The sequence below is a fragment of the Bradyrhizobium sp. HKCCYLS20291 genome, from assembly GCF_051167715.1.
Lineage (GTDB): Bacteria > Pseudomonadota > Alphaproteobacteria > Rhizobiales > Xanthobacteraceae > Bradyrhizobium.
Genome location: NZ_JBNPTO010000001.1, coordinates 352,314 through 368,245, shown reverse-complemented (window position 1 = coordinate 368,245; position 15,932 = coordinate 352,314). Strand labels below are relative to the sequence as shown.

Genomic DNA, 15,932 nt, shown 5'->3' with positions numbered 1-15,932 from the left:
AGATGCGGATTGCGGCTGGATTGGTGTTCGCAAGCTCTTTGGCGGCTTCGCTGTTGACGTCTGGCGCGGCCTGGTCGCAGGCCCAGCGCACAGCGGCAGCGACCGCTCCCGCACCGGCTGCGGCAACCCCCGCGGCTGCTGCCGCCCAGACCCAGCCGCCACGCGCCCCCTGCATGAACGCGGAGGCGCTCGGCGTCGGCCGCACCGTCGAGATCGACACCACCGGTGGCCCGGGCTTCGGCTTCGAGCACTTCAAGGATCTCGACTTCCTCAAGGACCACGAAGTCGTGCTGACGTTCGACGACGGCCCGTGGCCGGAGAACACTCCCGGCGTGCTTAAGGCGCTGGCCGACCAGTGCACCACCGGCATCTTCTTCATCATCGGCAAGCACGCGACCTACTATCCGGAGATCCTGAAGCAGGTCTACAACGCCGGCCACACGGTCGGCACGCACACCTGGTCGCACGCCGCGCTGACCAACAAGAAGCTGACCGACGACCAGCGCAAGGAAGAGATCGAGCTCGGCATCAGCGCTGTGAAATGGGCGCTCGGCGGCAACTCGCCCGCGCCGTTCTTCCGCTTCCCGGCGCTGCAGCACCCGCCGGAGATGGTCACCTATCTCGGCACCCGCAACGTCGGCATCTTCTCCTGCGACCTCGACTCGTTCGACTTCAAGGCGCGCAATGCGCAGGCGGTGATCGACGTCACCTTCAAGAAGCTCGACAAGCTCGGCAAGGGCATCATCCTGATGCACGACTTCCACAAGCACACCGCAGAGGCCCTGCCCGAGCTGCTGCGCCGCCTGAAGGCCGGCGGCTACAAGGTGGTCGCGATGCGCGCCAAGGCGCCGGTGCAGTCGCTGCCGCAATATGACGAGCAGCTCGGCAAGGTCGCGAAGCTGCCGACGGTGAGCCAACGGCCGGTTTCGAGCGTTGTGACGACAGTGTCCGAATGATCTGGGATCTGTTTCGTCAGTGAACAAGCTTCGTCTCGAAGGTTACGTCATCGTATCGGCCGACGGCATGTTGGCCGATTCCCACAATGTGATGCCGGCCGCGCTCAAATTCCCGGGCGACGCCGTGTTCTTTTCCGATGCGCTCGACAGTGCCGATCTGATCGTGCACGGCCGGAACTCGTATGAGGACCAGCCGAATTCGCCGAAGCGCCGGCGGATCGTCGTCACCCGCAAGGTGGCGGCGCTGGCGCCGGACACCGAGAAGCCGCTCTCCACGCTGTGGAACCCCGCGGGCGCCTCGTTCGAGGCCGCCTGCGAGGCCGCGGGCGTGACGGCTGGCCGGGTGGCGATCATCGGCGGTCCCGTCGTGTTCGACATGTTCATGGACCGCTACGACACGTTCTTCCTGTCGCTCGCGCCTCACGTCTCCCTACCCGGCGGAGAGCCCTGCTTCACCACGGTCGGCCCCGGACGGTCCCCGCAGCAGGTGCTGACGGCGCATGGCTACAGCCCCGCCAATCAGTTGATGCTCGACCCCGCCCACGACGTCAGCGTCACCGCCTGGAAACGGCCCGCGTAGACCGCGGCCGGCTAGATGTCGCCATAGGCGTTCTGCGCGGGCGCCTTCGGCCCGCGGCCATAGCCGAATATCATGAACAGCGCGCCGATGATCGAGAGATTCTTCAGCGCGTCGATCAGCGTCTTGGCGTTGTCGGGCGGCGTCTGGTTCCAGAAATCGTGGAAATAGAAGATCGTCGCGCCGACGAAGATGATCATCAATAGCGCAAAGAAGCGGCCAAGGAAATTCAGCGCGATCATGGCTCCGGCGAGCAGCTCGAACGCGCCCGCGGCGATCGCCAGGATCTGCGGCATCGGCATTTTCGCGGCCGCCTCGAGCTGCGCCGCATAGGGCGCGAGCAGCGGCGGAATGGTGACCTTGGCGGCGATCAGATCGGCGGTCACGGGAATGCCGAACAGCTTGGTCGCGCCCGAGTAGATGAAGATCACGGCGAACAGAACGCGCCCGAATGTAATGAAACCCGGCATTCTCGCCCTCACGGATCGACTAGAAACGAATGGTGCCGGCCAGCCGGCGGGATGTGTGACATCGCGAACGCTTTTCAACAATAAAGGCGGGCGGAATGCGACCGAAACCGGACGAATTCCGCCACACTTCGATCACGTCAATTCGATCACGCAAACAGCGTCGGCTGCGCCCTCCCCGCCCGCTCCTGCGCCTCGACGGCGGCCACCGCCGTCATGTTGAGAATGCCGCGCGCCGTCACCGACGGCGTCAAGATATGCGCCGGCCTGGCAGGGCCGATCAGGATCGGCCCCACCGGAACCGCATCCGCCAGCACCTTGATCATCTGATAGGCGACGTTGGCGGCATCGAGGTTCGGCATGATCAGCACGTTGGCCGAGCCTTCCAGATCGGAATGCGGCAGGATCAGCTTGCGCGCGGTCGCCGACAGCGCGGTGTCGCCCTGCATCTCGCCATCGGCCTCGAGGTCCGGCCGCCGCTGCTTCAACAGCGCCGTCGCCTGCCGCATCTTGCGCGACGAGGCGGTGTCGTAGCTGCCGAAATCGGAATGCGAGACGAAGGCGATCTTCGGCTTGATGTTGAAGCGCATGACGTGATTGGCCGCGAGCGAGGCCATCTCTGCGAGTTCCTCGGCCGTCGGATCGGGGCGCACCTGGGTATCGCCGATGAAATAGGCGCCCTTGCTGGTGATGGTGAGCGCGAGCGCGGCGAAGTCGCTGACCCCCGGCATGAAGCCGATGATCTCGCGGACATGACGCAGATGGCTCATGTAGCGGCCCTCGACGCCGCAGATCATCGCGTCGGCCTCGCCCCTGACCACGGCGAGCGCCGCGATCACGGTGGCGTTGGTACGCACCACCGTGCGCGCCGCATCCGGCGTCACGCCGCGGCGTCCCGCGATCTCGATGTAGCTCTGCACGTAGGAGCGGTAGCGCGGATCGTCTTCCGGATTGACGAGGTCGAAGTCCCGCCCGGCCTTGATCGAGAGGCCGAAGCGCTTGATGCGCGCCTCGACCACCGAGGGACGTCCGACCAGGATCGGCCGCGCCAGCTTCTCCTCCAGCACCACCTGGGTGGCGCGGAGCACGCGCTCGTCCTCGCCCTCGGCGTAGATCACGCGCACCGGCTGCGCCTTCGCTTTCGCGAACACCGGCTTCATGACGAGGCCGGACCGGAACGCAAAGCGCTCGAGCAGCGCGGTGTATTCGTCGAAATTGGTGATCGGCCGGGTCGCGACGCCCGACTCCATCGCAGCCTTTGCCACCGCCGGCGCGATGCGCAGGATCAGCCGCGGATCGAAGGGTGAGGGGATCAGCGAGCCCGGGCCGAACCCTTGCGTCTCGCCGGTATCGAAGCCGCGGGACACCGCATCCGACGGCGGGTCCTGCGCGAGCTGCGCGATCGCATCGACCGCCGCCTGCTTCATCGCCTCGTTGATCGCGGTGGCGCCGACGTCGAGCGCGCCGCGGAAGATGAACGGGAAGCAGAGCACGTTGTTGACTTGGTTCGGGAAGTCCGAACGGCCGGTGCAGATCATCGCGTCCGGCCGCGCCGCCCGTGCCTCCTCCGGCATGATCTCCGGGTTGGGATTGGCGAGCGCCATGATCAGCGGCTTCTCGGCCATCTGCTTCAACAGCTCCGGCTTCAGCACGCCGCCGGCGGAGAGGCCCAGGAAGATATCGGCCCCTCCGATCACCTCGGCGAGCGTGCGCTTGTCGGTGTTCTGCGCGTAGACCGCCTTCCACGGATCCATCAGCGTGTTGCGGCCCTCATGCACGACGCCATCGATGTCGCAGACCCAGATGTTCTTGCGCTGCGCGCCCATCGACACCAAGAGATTGAGGCAGGCGATCGCGGCCGCGCCTGCGCCCGACGTCACGATCTTGACCTCGGAGAGTTGCTTGCCGGCCAGCGACAGCGCGTTCTTGATCGCGGCGCCGACGATGATCGCGGTGCCGTGCTGGTCGTCGTGGAAGACCGGGATCTTCATCCGCTCCTTGAGCCGCGCCTCGATCTCGAAGCACTCCGGTCCCTTGATGTCCTCGAGGTTGATGCCGCCGAAGGTCGGCTCCAGCGCCGCCACCGTCTCGACCACGCGGTCGATGGTCTCGGCATTGATCTCGATGTCGAACACGTCGATTCCGGCGAACTTCTTGAACAGCACCGCCTTGCCTTCCATGACGGGCTTGGAGGCCAGCGGGCCGATATTGCCGAGGCCGAGCACCGCGGTGCCGTTGGAGACGACGGCGACCAGATTGGCGCGTGCCGTCAGCGTCGCCGCTTCGGCCGGGTTGTTGGCGATTTCGGTGCACGCAGCGGCGACGCCCGGCGAATAGGCCAGCGCGAGGTCGCGCTGGTTGGCGAGCGGCTTGGTGGCCTGGATCTCCAGCTTGCCGGGCCGCGGCAGGCGGTGATAGGCCAGGGCTGCGGAACGAAGATCTTCAGAAAAGGACGACGACATACGTGCTCCAGCGTTTCCGACCCGGATTTTTGGTCTTTTGAGTTTCGCTCAGACGTCGGTTTTTCCGGCCGGTGGAAGCGCATGTGATGCACGTTGGACGGCTTTCATGCAACATCCGAAACCATGGCCGGCGGCGTCCCGGACCAGCAATTTTCCTTTTCGCAGAAGCACATCCCTACTCCATCGATTTCCCTGAGACCATCACCCTCCTGCTGCCTAAGGCTTAAGCGAGCATTTGGGGCGAGCATTTGGGCGGAGCACATCGAATGACCCGTATCCTGATCGGAATCCTCGTCGCGGTCGCGCTCGGCATCGCGGGCTTCGTCGGCGTCCCCTGGTACGCCCAGGCGCGCGCCGAGCGCGAGGTCGAGGCCAGCTTCGCCCAGATCCGGCAGAGCGGCGCCACCGCGACCCACGGCAAGGTCGGCTTCGACCTGTGGTCGCGCAAGTTGACGATCGCCGATGTCAAGCTGGAGTCGTCCAGCCAGCCGCCGGCCAGCATCAGCTTCGGCAGCATCGTCGCGACCGGGCTGAACCAGCCTGATTCCGAGCATGCCACGGCCGCCAGCATCGAAGTCAGCGATATCACGATGGCTGGCCAGATCCCCGGCCCTGCGCCGCTCCGTCTGAACTACAAGCTGCCGCAGCTGGTGGTGAAGGACTATGCCGGCCCGGCGCGGTTCGCCGCGATCCCGGCCGGCGCCAGCATGCTGGAGACCTACCGGGCGGTTGGCCAGCAATTCGTTGCGATCAGCGCCTCGTCGATCAGCGTGCCGCGGACGACGGGCACCATGGAGGGCGGCCCGTCGGCGGCCCCGGCCGAGTTCACCTATTCCGGGCTCAACTTCGACACCATCAAGGCCGGCCGCATCGCCAACTACAAGCTCGACGAGGTCACCTTCACGATGACCCCGCAGCAGCCGGGCGGCAAGGCCGACAAGATGCAGGGCCGCATTACGGGAATCGCCCATCAGGACATGGATGCCAACGCGATTCTGGCAGCCCTCAATCCCGAGGCCGCCAAGGACGACCGGACCTATCGCGTCTACGGCAAGGTCACGATGGGGGCCTACGAGATCACCACGGACTCCGGTTTCAAGATGCGCATGGACGGCGCCGCCGCGGACGAAGTCAGCGTCCAGCCGGCGCGGCTGCAACTGCCGGCGCTGTTCGCGGCGCTGCCCGCCTCGCCCACCGCGCAGCCGACGCCCGATCAGATGCGGGAGCTGATGGAGAAGGTCGCAGGCGTCTACGAGGGCCTGGCGATCAGGAATGCGGAGATTCGCGGCCTCTCGATCGACACGCCGCAAGGGCCGGCCAAACTCGGCGCGATCCGCTTCGACCTGCACGACGGCAAGGGCGACGTGGCGATCGAGGGCTTCGACGGCCGCGGGCCGAGCGGCCCGGTCACGCTCGGCCGCTTCGCGTTGAAGAGCTTCGATCTCGCCGGGCTGATGCACTTCGCCGCCAGATATGCCGCCACCGGCGCCAAGCCGGCGCCGGCCGATGCCGCTGAGATGCTGAAGCTGCTCACCGGCATCGAGCTGAAGGCGCTGAGCGCGCCGTACAAGGCCGGCGACAAGCCGGTGCTGATCGACAATTTCAGCCTCGACTGGGGCCAGTTCGTCGGCCCCATCCCCACCCAGGCGCGGCTCGTCGCCAAGTTGGCCAGTCCGCTCGATCCGTCGAACCGGGCGGTGCTGGCGCTCCTGCTCGCGGGCATCGACACAGCCGCCGTCGATGCCGATCTCGGCCTCGGTTGGTCTGAGAGCGCAGGGACCTTCGCGCTGGCGCCGTTCAAGCTCGAAGTCGGCCGCCTGTTCGCCGCCTCCGCGAACGTGTCGCTGTCGCAGGTGCCGCGCGAAGTGTTCACGACCGACCTGCAACAGGCGACCACGGCGGCTGCACGGATCGAGGCAACCGGACTCGAGCTCACGCTGCGCGATCTCGGCGCCGTCGACGTGCTCATCACCCACTATGCGTTCAGTCACAGCATCTCCAATGGTGGCGCCGCGCGCAAAGCGCTGGTCGACAGCATCAAGGCCATCGGCGCCCAGGTCGCCGCCGACAATGTCGATGTTGCCACTGCCGTCGACGCGCTCGGTCGGTTCGTCGAGAAGCCGCGCCAGACCTTCACGCTCAAACTCTCGCCGCGCGCCAAGGTCCCCGCCCTGCAACTCGCCCAACTCATCGCCACCGACCCGCCGAGCGCCCTGGCGCAGTTCAAGATCGAGGCCCAGACAGCGCCGTGAGTCGTTTCCTGTGAGGAGAGAGTCCCCCGCTCTCTCCTCCGTCATTCCGGGGCGCGCGTAGCGCGAGCCCGGAATCCATACTCCCGGACCTTGATTGGCGAAGAAGGTCGGTTGTGAAGGCATCTCGATCCTCTCGCACCATCGTGGTTATGGATTCCGGGCTCGCGGCTCGCGCGCGCCCCGGAATGACATTCGGAGAGAGTCTGCTACGAGATGACAACTGCAAGCGCGGACGAATAGCGCTCCGAGACGAAGCATGGCTGGCATCTCCGGTGGAGGACACACCTCCGCGATCCCGCGGCCCGTTCGCCCGAGTTGTTCCGGTCGTTCGGCCCTCTTCCTACGAAGAGGGCGCAGGGAATGCCGGGTGCTGGCCGCAACCCATGGCCCGCCTGCGAAAAAAATGCAGGCGGCAGGTACCACAGGTGCTGCCGGTCAACCGGCATTCCCTGCGCGGTGGGCTTTTCGGCTGCTTCGCGCTCTCCCTGGTGCGCCGGGCTTGTTGGCCACCATGCGCGCACTGCGCTTCAGCACAGCACGCGGTGACACCAGCGTCGGGGTGTCGAGACCACGCGACTTGACCGCCTGCACCGTGTCGTTCGTCCACGCGCTCATGAGCACGTTGCGACCACGATGCAGCCACCGCCTCCCCACCTCACGTCTCGTGACGACCGCGAACCGTCCCTCTTCATCGAGGCGGGATGGCCGGAAATGTGGAGGTGATTTGCCCGACGGCGCAAGGGAAAAGATTGCGCTCAACTTGCACGACGGGCAGTTTGCGCATGACGGGGTTGCGCGGATTGCCCGTCGGGCAAAAAGTAGCACGCCCAACTACATGACGGTTAGCGACATCGCCGAGTATCTTAGAACGTAGGGTTTCACGGCAGGCTTTCCAGCGGGCAGCTCGGTTCCGAAGAAGGCGACATAGCAATCGTAGCCACCGATCTCGGGCTCGTGCCAGCAGTGAACGACGACGCCATATTCAGGGCCGCCATCCTGGTGACCATCATAGCGAACGGCCGTTCCGGGCGGCAGGTAGCGGTCGGGAATAGACTGAGCGCTGGACATCGCTGACTCTCATTCGCGGATCATGTGCGCATGATGACAGTGGCCGTGCCGCCTCCGTCATCTCCGTTGGTCACCATGAACATGGCTTCCAAGGTGACAATCAACGAACAGTGACCTTCCACGATAGATCACGCGGTATGGGTCCCGGCGTGCGCCGGGACGACAGTTGTGGTCGTTGGTCCAGCACGGTCAAAGCTTCTGCCATTCGCGCAAACTTTATTTGTCATCCAGTCGTGACGCTGCGCCCACAAGACTGTGGGCCCGACTGCGTCCCCCATCTCCGCTGTCGTCCCGGCGCACGCCGGGACCCATACACACGGCACGCAGTTCGAGGCAGGATGGTCGCTCAAGCGTTTGCAGGCAAGACCGCCGTGGCTATCAGCGTCGAGGCTGCACACGGGCGCCGCGCCTCGGCTTGCTCTGTCGCCACAATTGCTTCTCAAAGCACGCGGCCTCCGGTCGGCCGGCGTACTTGCCGTAGTTCGGAATCCGCCGATAGCCGTGCCGCTCGTAGAAGACGACCGCGCGCGTGTTGACCACACGCGTCTCCAACCAGATCGCCTGATAGCCGTAACCGGCCGCCATCGCCTCGATATGATCGAGGATCGCCGCACCGACTCCTGCCGTGCCGGGGCGGGCGAACATCCGCTTCACTTCAGCAATCCCGGCCTGCAACGGGCGCAGCGCGCCGCAGCCGACCGCCTGCCCTGCGCAGTCTCTGGCCACCACGAAACACGCCTTGGGTCCGCGCACATCGTCGGGATCGAATGACGACCGGCCGCTGTCGCCAGTGATGCGCGCGAGCGTTGCCGACAATTCCGCGATCAGAGCTTCGGCGGCGGCCGAAGCTGGGTCTTCAATGGACATCGTGAGCATGCGCGTATCATTCCGTCGTCACTGCGGCGCTGCAGTCGCAAGCAGACCGCTTTGCCTCGTCGAGCCGATGACCCTACAATGTTCGTCATCCCTACAGCAAAGACACAGCGCATGCCCGCCCTCCCCACCTTCCTCCTCTTCCTCTCCGCAGCCATGGTCGTCGCGCTGACGCCCGGACCCGGCATCTTCTACATCGTGGCGCGAACGCTGGCGGGCGGACGTAGCGAGGGGCTGGCTTCGAGCGTCGGGCTCGGGCTCGGCGGCCTCGTGCATGTGGTCGCCGGCGCAGTCGGGCTGTCGGCGCTGGTGATGGCGAGCGCGCAAGCCTTTACGGCGCTGAAGATCGCGGGCGCGGTCTATCTGATCTGGCTCGGCATCAAGACCTGGCGCGAGGCGCGGGTCGCCGCGCCTGCGGAGGTGACGACGACCGGCAGCCGGCGCGCGTTCCGCGAGGGCATCGTCGTCGAGGCGCTGAATCCGAAGACGGCGGCGTTCTTCCTTGCCTTCATCCCGCAATTCGTCGATCCCGCCGGCCCTGTCGCCGCTCAGTTCATCGTGCTCGGGCTGATCTCGGTCGCGCTGAACACCAGCGTCGACCTCGTCGTGACGGTCTGGGCGGCCAAAGCGCGGCATGGGCTGGTCAAGCGGCCGAGCCTGGTGACGCGGATGCGGCAGGCGTCGGGCGCCGTGATGTGCGGGCTCGGCGGCGCGCTGCTGTTCGCACGGCGCGCGAGCTGATTTCCGCTCGCCTTCCTGCGCCAAGCCCTACTCCAGTTCGATCGCCTGGTAGGTTCCGGACTCATCCAGCGCGGTGCCCCAGATCTTGTGCGAGGCCTGGTGCTCGGCGCGGCCGAAGGAGAGCTTGCTGCCAAGGCCGAGATCGATGCTCTGCATCGCCTCCAGCGTATCGACCAGCCGCTCGGTCTCGAGCGGTGTCGTCTGCTTCAGCGCCTGGATCAGGATGCTCGCCGAGATGAAGCCCTCGAGCGAGGTGTAGGTCGGCCCCTCGCCCGGAAAATACTTCTCCAATGCCGTCTTGTACTCGAGCACGAGGCTCGAATGGCCGGCCACCGAGGGCACGCCCTGCGTGACGATGACGCCGTTGGTATATTTCGCGCCAAGCAGCTTCAGCTCGGCGGCGAGCGACGTGGATCCGACGGCGGAGATGCTGGCATAGATCAGTCCCGGAACCGCATCGTGGGTCTTCTCGATGAACTTTGCGGCGGCGCGGTCGGTCGCGATCATGATGACGGCCTTGATCGGCTTGGTCTGTGCCTTGAGCTTGCCGACAGCCTCGTCGACATCCAGCGTGGCGCGCGGGAAGCTGTAGCGGATGATCGGATCGGTGATGCCGAGCGCGCGGAACGCCTTGGCGACGCCGTTGGCACCATCGTCACCGTAGGCATCGTCCTGCGCAAGCACCGCGATCTGCTTTGCCGGGATGCGCTTGACCTTGATCAGGTAGCGCACGATCGCATCGGTCTCTTCAGCATAGCTCGCACGGTAGTTGAAGACGTAGCGGTCCGGCGGATCGCGGCGGAGGACGGAGGCGCCGCTATTGGGCGCGAAGAACAGCGCGCGGCGCTCCAGCGCATAGGGAATCGCCACCGCGCCGTTGGCCGTGCCCATGTTGCCGATGAAGCCGAACACCTGATCCTTCTCGTAGAGCTGAGCCATGGCCGCGAGCGTCCGCGTCGGGTCGTAGCCATCGTCGGCCGCGATCAGCCGCAGCTTGCGGCCGTTGATCCCGCCGGCGTCATTGGCACGGTTGAAGGCGGTGTCGATGCCGAGCTTCATCTGTCGCGCGGGCTCCTTGCGGACTCCGGAAAACGGGATGACGATGCCGAAGCGGATCTCGGTCTCGGTGACGCCGTTCGGAAGCGGCGGCGGCAGGTTGGCCGTCGGCTGCGTCGCGGCAGCGGCACTGGAGGGGGTCAGCGCGAATGACAGCGTGGTGGCCGTGGGTTGCGCGGTGAGCGAGCGCTCCAGCTCGGCCAATTGACGGTCTGCGGTCTGGCAGTTCACCAGCGCGGATGAGACCCGGCCGCGGCCCTCGGCGATGTAGCCGTTGAAGCTGCGGATGAGCCCGTCGCGCTCGCCGTTGCTGGACGAGGCGTGACGGATCACCTCGCTGAACTTATCAATGACGGTCTGGACCCGCCCCTGGGCGATGTCCCGGCAGGTCGCGGCCTGGCCGACGACCGGACCGACACGGGAGGAAAGATCACGAACGACATCGGGAGAGATCGCGGTCGCGGAGGCCGCAGGTACGAACGAGCAGGACGCGAGAAGAAGCACACACCAGCGAACGGTCATTTCAATTCTTCCGTTTCTTTTGATTGGTTGGCTACGTTGACGACTTGGGTCAGGGAGGCATCCTAATAAGGACAGGTTGCATGACACCGCAACCTCCATACGACTGATGGCCACGCGAGGGAGCCTGCCGCGAAATTGCTGTGGCGGCGCGTTGCGAGCTGCCTGTCGTGAGGTTCGCACTAACAACTCATGCGTTCGATTGCCGCCACGCGTTCAACGATTTACCGCATCGCACAGCGTTCCGCGGGACGTGGTTCGGTGACACGCGCGCAACGCTTCTTGCCGGGACGCCGCGCGTCGAAGGCGAGTACGAGCGTGAGATGAATTTGTTGGCAGTCTTAACCGGCGTTAACGCGAGACGCTCAAACGCGCAACGGTTCCTTAAGGTCTGGGTCACCTTGCGCGAGAGCCGCGCTGCAGCGGCCCCCTGCGCCGCCGTGTCGATTAGAATTGGAAGTAGAGAAATTCGAGCCGCTGCCACATCCCGAACAGCGACAGGGTCAAGGCCACCGCGGTCAGCGCCGCCCATCCGGCTGTCGGCCGCCAGCGCAGCCAGCCATCCGGCTCGGGCGCACGATGATATTCCCGGTAGCCGAAGATCTGCAGCGTGTTCGGACAGCCGATCGCGACCGCGAGCGCGCATCCCACGATCGCGGCACCGAGCCAAAGGAAGCCATTCGGTCCGACCCAGACGGGAAGGCCGAACGTGGTGAACACAGGCGACGGCACATAGTCCGGCCCGCTGAGCGGATAGCCGACGAGTCCGCCGAACATCCGCGCCGCACCGCCGGTCGTGCCTGCGCGAAAGAACACCCAGGCCAGCACGACGCTTGCGAAGGTCACCGCCCAGCTTGCCAGACGCTCGGCCATGGCACGGGGCTTGCCGTCGCTGCCGCGCAGCGTTCGCCAGAAGTGATTGATGATCAGGTAGGCGCCGTGCAGTCCGCCCCAGATCACGAAATTCCAGCCGGCGCCGTGCCAGAGGCCGCCGAGCAGCATCGTGATCATCAGATTGACATGGCGGCGCGCCGGGCCTTGCCGGTTGCCGCCCAGCGGGATGTAGAGGTAGTCGCGCAGGAAGCGCGACAGCGTGATGTGCCAGCGCCGCCAGAAGTCGATGATGGACAGTGATCGATAAGGCGAGCGGAAGTTCACCGGCAGCCGGACGCCGAACATCAGGGCGAGCCCGATCGCCATGTCCGAATAGCCGGAGAAATCGAAATAGATCTGCAGCGCATAGGCCAGCGTCGCGAGCCAGGCGAAGGCCGGCGACGCGGTGCCGCCGGCGTCGAGATGTGCGAACACGGGACTGACGAATTGCGACAGCTCGTCGGCGATCATCACCTTCTTGAACAGCCCGGCAACAAAGATCGCGACCGCGCGCGCCGCCAGCACCGCGGTGCGACGGCTCGGCGCGCGCTTGAACTGCGGGATCATCTCGGCGTGATGCACCAGCGGGCCGGCGATCAGATGCGGGAAGAAGGTGACGAACAGCGCGTAGCTGACGATGTCGCGCTCCACCCTGGCGCCGCGCATGACGTCGACCAGATACGCGATCTGCTGGAACGTGAAGAACGAGATGCCGAGCGGGAGCAGGATGTTTGCCAGCGCGACATGCGTGCCCGTGACTGTGCCGAAGCTGTCGAGCAGGAAATTGGCGTATTTGAAATAGGCCAGCAGCCCGAGATCGACGGCGACGCCGCACAGGCCGACCACGCGGCGCCGGCCTTCCTCTTCCATGAGCAGGCCGAGCGAGAAGTTCATCGCGATCGACGCCACCAGCAGCAGCAGATAGGCCGGATGCCAGGCTCCGTAGAAGATCAGCGACGCCGCCAGCAGCACCAGGATGCCCGCGCGCGCCGAGTGCCGGCGTGCTGCGGCAAAGGCCAGCAGCGTCGCCGGCAGAAACTGGAAGATGAAGGTGAACGAGGAGAATAGCATAGCGGTCAGGGATCGAGCCGCTCGATCAGGGCCCGGGTGTAGATCGGCATCCCGTCCTGATTGACGTGCATCTCGTCGCTGTACTCGGCCGCGCTCAGCCCCGCGATCGCGGCCATGTTGATGACCCTGAATCCGCAGCGCTCGGCGGCGCGCTGCAGCAGCTGCAACGTGTCGGCCTCGTAGCCGAGCCACGCCGCGTCACCGCTGCGATCTCCGGGGATCCAGGGCGGCTCCACGACGGTGAGCTTGCGCGACAGGCGTGCCAGCTCGCACATCGCCGCGACGGCGCCGCGGGCTCTCGGTCCCGAAATGTCCCAGCCCTGGTAATGCGGATGCCGGCCGAGATTGGGATAGTCCGGCGCTCTGCCGTTCAGCATCAGGACGCCCCCTTGCGCAGGCACCGGGCCGTGAATGGCCACGCCTTCGATGTCGGCGAGACGCGCGGCGAAGGCCGAGCGGATATAGCGGATCAGTGTTCCCAGTCGCAGCGGCAGAAACGTCGCCAGCTGCTGCGGCACCGTCAGCCGCGCCGCGACACCGAGCGGATAGACGGCCGCCGAGCGGACGCCCTCGTTGAAGTTGAAGGGCGCGACGCTGAGCACGACATGCGCATCGCGAAACACCTCGGGGAATGCATGCGCGGCCCCCATCACGGCGAGCGGCTCACCAGCCTCATAGGCGATGTTGACGGCGTAACCCTGCGCCTGGTGCAGCAGCTTCGCCGCGAGCAACGGGTCGACCCCGAACTCGGTCCGGCTCTCGCCGGCAAAGATCAGCCGGGGGTGCGATTGCAGCAGCGGCAGTTTGCGCGCGAGTTGCGCGGGGATATCGACATGAACCAGGTTGGCCAGGGCGAGCAGGCCGGCGAGGCCCGCCAGCCACAGCAGCGCCGTTCCGCCTAGAACGCTCGCGATCCATCGGAAGCAGGCGCGAAGAGCGCCGCCGGAGATGATCGGCATTTGAACTGAACGAGCCTCGATCATCAGTCCCCGACGGCTGACCTACGCACGATCACAACTTGCGTCACCAAGCCTCGTTCTTCAAGTCGGCCATGACGGACACATGGTTCAAGTCGGCTCTCTCCCCGCCCGCGGCTCGTCGCGCGGGGAGAGGTGAGCACCGCGCCGAACTACTTGTTCGGCAGGTTGGTGCGGATATGCAGCTCGCGGAGCTGCTTGGTCGATGCTTCCGAGGGCGCGCCCATCAGCAGGTCCATGGCCTGCTGGTTCATCGGGAACAGCGAGATCTCACGAAGGTTGTTGGTGCCACACAGCAGCATCACGATGCGGTCGACGCCGGCGGCCATGCCGCCATGCGGCGGGGCGCCGTACTGGAACGCGCGGTACATGCCGCCGAAGCGGTCGACCACCTCCTGCTCGCCATAGCCCGCGATCTCGAACGCCTTCACCATCGCTTCCGGCTTGTGGTTGCGGATGCCACCGGAGGCGATCTCGTAGCCGTTGCAGGCGATGTCGTACTGGAACGCCTTGATGGTCAGCGGATCCTTAGTCTGCAGCGCCTCGAGGCCGCCCTGCGGCATCGAGAACGGGTTGTGCGAGAAGTCGACCTTCTTGTCGTCCTCGTTGTACTCGTACATCGGGAAGTCGACGATCCAGGCCAGCGCGAAGCGGTCCTTGTCGATCAGGTTCAATTCCTCGCCGACCTTGGTGCGGGCGAGACCTGCGAACTTCCAGAATTTTTCCGGATCACCGGCGACGAAGAAGGCGGCATCGCCCTCCTTGGTGCCGATCTGGCTGCGGATCGCAGCGGTCCGCTCAGGTCCGATGTTGTTGGCGAGCGGACCCGCGCCCTCGCCGCCCTCGCGCCACATGATGTAGCCGAGGCCGGGCTGGCCCTCGCCCTGCGCCCACGAGTTCATGCGGTCGCAGAACGCGCGGCTGCCGCCACCCGGGGCCGGGATCGCCCAGACCTGGTTCTTCGGGTCCTCGAGCATGCGCGCGAACACCTTGAAGCCGGAGCCGCGGAAGTGCTCGGAGACGTCCTGCATCTCGATCGGGTTGCGCAGGTCCGGCTTGTCGGTGCCGTATTTTCGCAGCGCCTCGGCGAACGGGATGCGCGGCCAGCCCTTGGTGACCGGCTTGCCCTTGGCAAAGTCCTCGAACACGCCGGTGATGACCGGCTCCATCGCCGCGAACACGTCCTCCTGCTCGACGAAGCTCATCTCGACGTCGAGCTGATAGAACTCGCCGGGCAGACGGTCGGCGCGCGGGTCCTCGTCACGGAAGCACGGCGCGATCTGGAAGTAGCGGTCGAAGCCCGACATCATCAGCAGCTGCTTGTACTGCTGCGGCGCCTGCGGCAGCGCGTAGAACTTGCCGGGATGGATGCGCGACGGCACCAGGAAGTCGCGCGCGCCCTCCGGCGAGGACGCGGTCAGGATCGGCGTCTGGAATTCGAAGAAGCCCTGCTCCTTCATGCGCCGGCGCATCGAATCGATGATCGCGCCGCGAGTCATGATGTTCTGGTGCAGCTTCTCGCGGCGCAGATCGAGGAAGCGGTACTTCAGCCGGATGTCCTCGGGATACTCCTGCTCGCCGAACACCGGCAGCGGCAGCTCGGCCGCGGGGCCCAGCACCTCGATGTCGGCAACGTAGAGTTCGACCTGGCCGGTCGGCAGCTCGGCATTCTCGGTGCCTGTCGGTCGGTGACGAACCTTGCCTTCCATGCGCACGACCCACTCCGAGCGCAGCTTCTCGGCGAGGCTGAACGCCTTGGAGTCGGGATCGACGACGCATTGGGTGATGCCGTAATGGTCGCGCAGATCGACGAACAGCACGCCGCCATGGTCGCGGATGCGATGGCACCAGCCGGACAGCCGGACCGTCTCTCCGATGTTGCTGTCGCGGAGCGCGCCGCAGGTGTGGGTCCGGTAGCGATGCATGGTCGTCCTGAATGGTCGTCGTGAGGAAAAGGGAATCGGCGCAGCCGTAAGGGCGCATGGCCGAATGCGCGCAGGGTTTAGCCGAGCCGCCCCGGCGCGGCAACCGCAGGAACGG

12 protein-coding genes are annotated in these 15,932 nt (G+C 65.8%); 4 read left to right on the top strand and 8 right to left on the bottom strand.

Annotated elements, in window-relative coordinates; genetic code table 11:
* Positions 1–2 precede the first annotated feature (2 nt).
* Positions 3–956, top strand: a complete 954-nt coding sequence (locus ACQR07_RS01695) for a polysaccharide deacetylase family protein (protein ID WP_434900643.1) — start codon at positions 3–5, stop codon at positions 954–956.
* Positions 957–975: 19 nt separating this feature from the next.
* Positions 976–1,536 carry a dihydrofolate reductase gene (locus ACQR07_RS01690; RefSeq protein ID WP_434900642.1) on the top strand — a complete coding sequence of 187 codons (561 nt, stop codon included), beginning with the start codon at positions 976–978 and terminating at the stop codon, positions 1,534–1,536.
* A gap of 11 nt (positions 1,537–1,547) precedes the next feature.
* On the opposite strand, the gene ACQR07_RS01685 is transcribed toward ACQR07_RS01690, so the two are convergent.
* Entirely contained in the window at positions 1,548–2,003 is a 456-nt protein-coding gene (locus ACQR07_RS01685; RefSeq protein WP_434867037.1) for a DoxX family protein, read from the bottom strand.
* A 146-nt stretch (positions 2,004–2,149) separates the two neighbouring features.
* Positions 2,150–4,462: an NADP-dependent malic enzyme gene (locus tag ACQR07_RS01680; protein WP_434900641.1), complete on the bottom strand. Its 2,313-nt coding sequence runs from the start codon at positions 4,460–4,462 to the stop codon at positions 2,150–2,152.
* A gap of 266 nt (positions 4,463–4,728) precedes the next feature.
* Between ACQR07_RS01680 and ACQR07_RS01675 the strand changes: the two genes are divergently transcribed.
* Positions 4,729–6,714, top strand: a complete 1,986-nt coding sequence (locus ACQR07_RS01675) for a hypothetical protein (protein WP_434900640.1) — start codon at positions 4,729–4,731, stop codon at positions 6,712–6,714.
* Positions 6,715–7,545: 831 nt separating this feature from the next.
* On the opposite strand, the gene ACQR07_RS01670 is transcribed toward ACQR07_RS01675, so the two are convergent.
* Together ACQR07_RS01670 and ACQR07_RS01665 are read right to left on the bottom strand one after the other, a co-directional pair.
* Positions 7,546–7,782, bottom strand: coding sequence for a hypothetical protein (locus ACQR07_RS01670; RefSeq protein WP_434900639.1), 237 nt, complete (start codon positions 7,780–7,782; stop codon positions 7,546–7,548).
* Positions 7,783–8,160: 378 nt separating this feature from the next.
* Positions 8,161–8,658: a GNAT family N-acetyltransferase gene (locus ACQR07_RS01665; protein WP_434900638.1), complete on the bottom strand. Its 498-nt coding sequence runs from the start codon at positions 8,656–8,658 to the stop codon at positions 8,161–8,163.
* A gap of 111 nt (positions 8,659–8,769) precedes the next feature.
* On the opposite strand from ACQR07_RS01665, the gene ACQR07_RS01660 reads away from it, so the two are divergent.
* Positions 8,770–9,396: a LysE family translocator gene (locus tag ACQR07_RS01660; protein ID WP_434900637.1), complete on the top strand. Its 627-nt coding sequence runs from the start codon at positions 8,770–8,772 to the stop codon at positions 9,394–9,396.
* 27 nt (positions 9,397–9,423) lie between these two features.
* On the opposite strand, the gene ACQR07_RS01655 is transcribed toward ACQR07_RS01660, so the two are convergent.
* The 4 genes from ACQR07_RS01655 to aspS all read right to left on the bottom strand — a co-directional run bounded on the left by ACQR07_RS01655 (position 9,424) and on the right by aspS (position 15,817).
* The gene (locus ACQR07_RS01655) at positions 9,424–10,974 is read right to left on the bottom strand and encodes an ABC transporter substrate-binding protein (RefSeq protein ID WP_434900636.1); all 1,551 of its coding nucleotides are present in this window, start codon (positions 10,972–10,974) and stop codon (positions 9,424–9,426) included.
* Positions 10,975–11,418: 444 nt separating this feature from the next.
* Complete coding sequence (locus ACQR07_RS01650) at positions 11,419–12,915, bottom strand: MBOAT family O-acyltransferase (RefSeq protein ID WP_434900635.1); 1,497 nt, start codon at positions 12,913–12,915, stop codon at positions 11,419–11,421.
* A 5-nt stretch (positions 12,916–12,920) separates the two neighbouring features.
* Positions 12,921–13,874, bottom strand: a complete 954-nt coding sequence (locus ACQR07_RS01645) for a hypothetical protein (RefSeq protein WP_434900634.1) — start codon at positions 13,872–13,874, stop codon at positions 12,921–12,923.
* A gap of 170 nt (positions 13,875–14,044) precedes the next feature.
* A complete protein-coding gene (gene aspS, locus ACQR07_RS01640) occupies positions 14,045–15,817 on the bottom strand; it encodes an aspartate--tRNA ligase (protein WP_434900633.1) in 1,773 nt (590 codons plus the stop codon).
* Between the last annotated feature and the right edge of the window lie 115 nt (positions 15,818–15,932).